Annotated in this window: 3 protein-coding genes; all 3 read right to left on the minus strand. The window is 69.0% G+C overall.

The genetic code is table 11. The annotated features are described in order from the left end of the window. Nucleotides 1-760: inorganic phosphate transporter (locus AB0B91_RS65175; protein ID WP_358343032.1), on the minus strand; the 760-nt coding region annotated here is incomplete at its 3' end. A 4-nt stretch (nucleotides 761-764) separates the two neighbouring features. Further along, a complete protein-coding gene (locus AB0B91_RS65180) occupies nucleotides 765-1391 on the minus strand; it encodes a DUF47 family protein (RefSeq protein WP_088998168.1) in 627 nt (208 codons plus the stop codon). A gap of 143 nt (nucleotides 1392-1534) precedes the next feature. After that, nucleotides 1535-2313, minus strand: a 779-nt coding sequence (locus AB0B91_RS65185) for a PPK2 family polyphosphate kinase (RefSeq protein ID WP_358343034.1), incomplete at its 5' end; no start/stop codon positions are given.

The raw sequence follows: 2313 nt of genomic DNA on the forward strand, positions 1-2313 counted from the left end.
CCGGCGGCCGGAGGTCGATGATCTTCCGGCCCAGGGTCCGGATGATCCGCCAGCCACCGGCGTACGTGCCGGCGGCCAGCACGGCCGCCGACGTCCAGAACGCCCACTCGGGGATGAAGCTGGGGTCGTCCTGGTAGCCGCCGACGTAGAGCGCGAGCACCACGATGCCGATGGTCTTGGCGGCGTCCTGCATGCCGTGGCCGACCGACATGGCGGCGGCGGACGCCGTCTGCGCCCAGCGGAAGCCCCGGTTGAGCCGGCCCGGGTGCCCCTTCCGGAAGATCCACTGCACGGCGATCATGACGATGTAGCCGAGCAGGAAGCCGACCATCGGGGAGAGGACCATCGGGATGATCACGCTCTCCCCGATGCCGGTCCAGAGCACCGTGCCGGACGCGGCGACGGTCGAGCCGACCAGGCCGCCGATCAGCGCGTGCGACGAGGACGACGGCAGGCCGAAGTACCAGGTCACCAGGTTCCACACGATGGCGCCGATGACGCCCGCGAAGACGATGCCGAGGCTGGCTGTGCCGGTGGGCAGCTTCACCAGGCCGCTGCCGACGGTCTTGGCCACCTCGGCGCCGAAGTGGGCGCCGATGAAGTTGCCGACCGCCGCCATGGCCAGGGCCACCCGGGGTGTGAGCGCCCGTGTGGAGATGCTGGTCGCGATCGCGTTGGCAGCGTCGTGGAAGCCGTTGGTGTAGTCGAACGCCAGGGCCACCGCGATCACCGCCAGCACGGCGATGAGTTCGGGACTCACAGGATCAGGACTCCTTGACCGCGATGGTCTCGACGGTGTTCGCCACGTGCTCGAAGGCGTCGCAGGCGGCCTCCAGCTCGTCGGCGACCTCCTTCATCTTCAGCACGGTCAGGGCGTCGTACTCGCCGGAGAAGAGGCGGACCAGCAGCATCCGGTACACCTGGTCGCCGTCGTTCTCCAGCCGGTTGCACTCGATCCAGTAGTCCTCGAGGTCCTTCATCGACTTCAGGCGCGGCATCGCGTCGGCGGTCAGCTTCGCCTGGGCGTCCAGGACGTTGACCATCTCGTGCATCTCGCGGGGCAGCGAGGGAAGCTTGGTCAGGCCGTAGAGGTAGAGCAGGTTGCCGACCGCTTCGAGGTGGTCCATCACGTCGTCCAGCAGCGACCCGAGCCGGTAGATGTCCTCCCGGTCGAACGGCGTGATGAAGGTCGAGTTGATCTTCTTGTACAACTCGTGGGTGATCTGGTCGCTGTCGTGCTCCACCTCGGTGAGCCGCTCGCTGACCGACTGCACCTCCACCCCCGGCAGGGCCAGCTCGTTGAGCAGCTCGGTGCCCTTCACCAGGTTCTGTGCGGCCCTGGTGAAGAGCTCGTAGAAGGCGCCCTCGTTCGGGCGGAAGGAAAACTTCACAGCACGGACCTCGTCGTGTCGGTGGAAGGGTGGCGGCCGCCCGGAGGGTGCCCGCCTGGGAATGCTAGGAAACGACGAAAGCGGAGATTCGGCGGCCTCCCCCTGGTCAGACCGCATTCACCAGTCGTTCACCCGCCGTTCACCTACGACGTTCTCTCCGATCCCAGCAGCCGCTCCCGTTCGCGCCGGACGTCGAAACCGGCAGGCGGATACCCGAGATCGAGGGTGTCGAACGTCTCGCGGAGCAGGTGCGCGACGGCCCAGTCGCGGTACCACTTGCGGTCCGCCGGCACCACGTACCAGGGCGCGGCGTCCGTGCCGCACCGGCTCAGGGCTTCGGCGTACGCGGCCTGGTAGTCGTCCCAGCGGGCCCGGGCGTCGACGTCCGACGGATCGTACTTCCAGTGCTTGCGCGGCTCGTCCAGCCGCTCCAGCAGCCGCCGGCCCTGCTCCGCGTACGAGATGTGCAGCAGCACCTTCACCATGGTCACCCCGGCGTCGGCCTGCTCCCGCTCGAAGGCGTTGATCTCGTCGTACCTGGCCTGCCAGATCGACTCGGGCACCAGCGACTCGACGCGCGCCACGAGGACGTCCTCGTAGTGCGACCGGTTGAAGACACCGACGTACCCGGGCGGCGGCAGCGCCCGCCGGATCCGCCACAGGAAGTCGTGCTGCAACTCCTCGGCCGTGGGCGGACCGAACGAGCGCACGTGCAGGCCCAGCGGATTCATCGCGCCGGCCACCCGCTTGATGGTGCCGTCCTTGCCCCCGCAGTCCATCGCCTGGAGCACCAGCAGCACCCGACGCCCGCCGGTCACACCGGCCCGGTCGGCTGCGGCTGGCGGCGCCGACCGGGCGGCTGCCCGTTGACGGCCGCGACCGTGTGCGGCGTCGGTGCCGTCGAGGTGACCGTGCACGCCTG

The organism is Nonomuraea sp. NPDC049141 (assembly GCF_040648415.1).
GTDB lineage: Bacteria > Actinomycetota > Actinomycetes > Streptosporangiales > Streptosporangiaceae > Nonomuraea.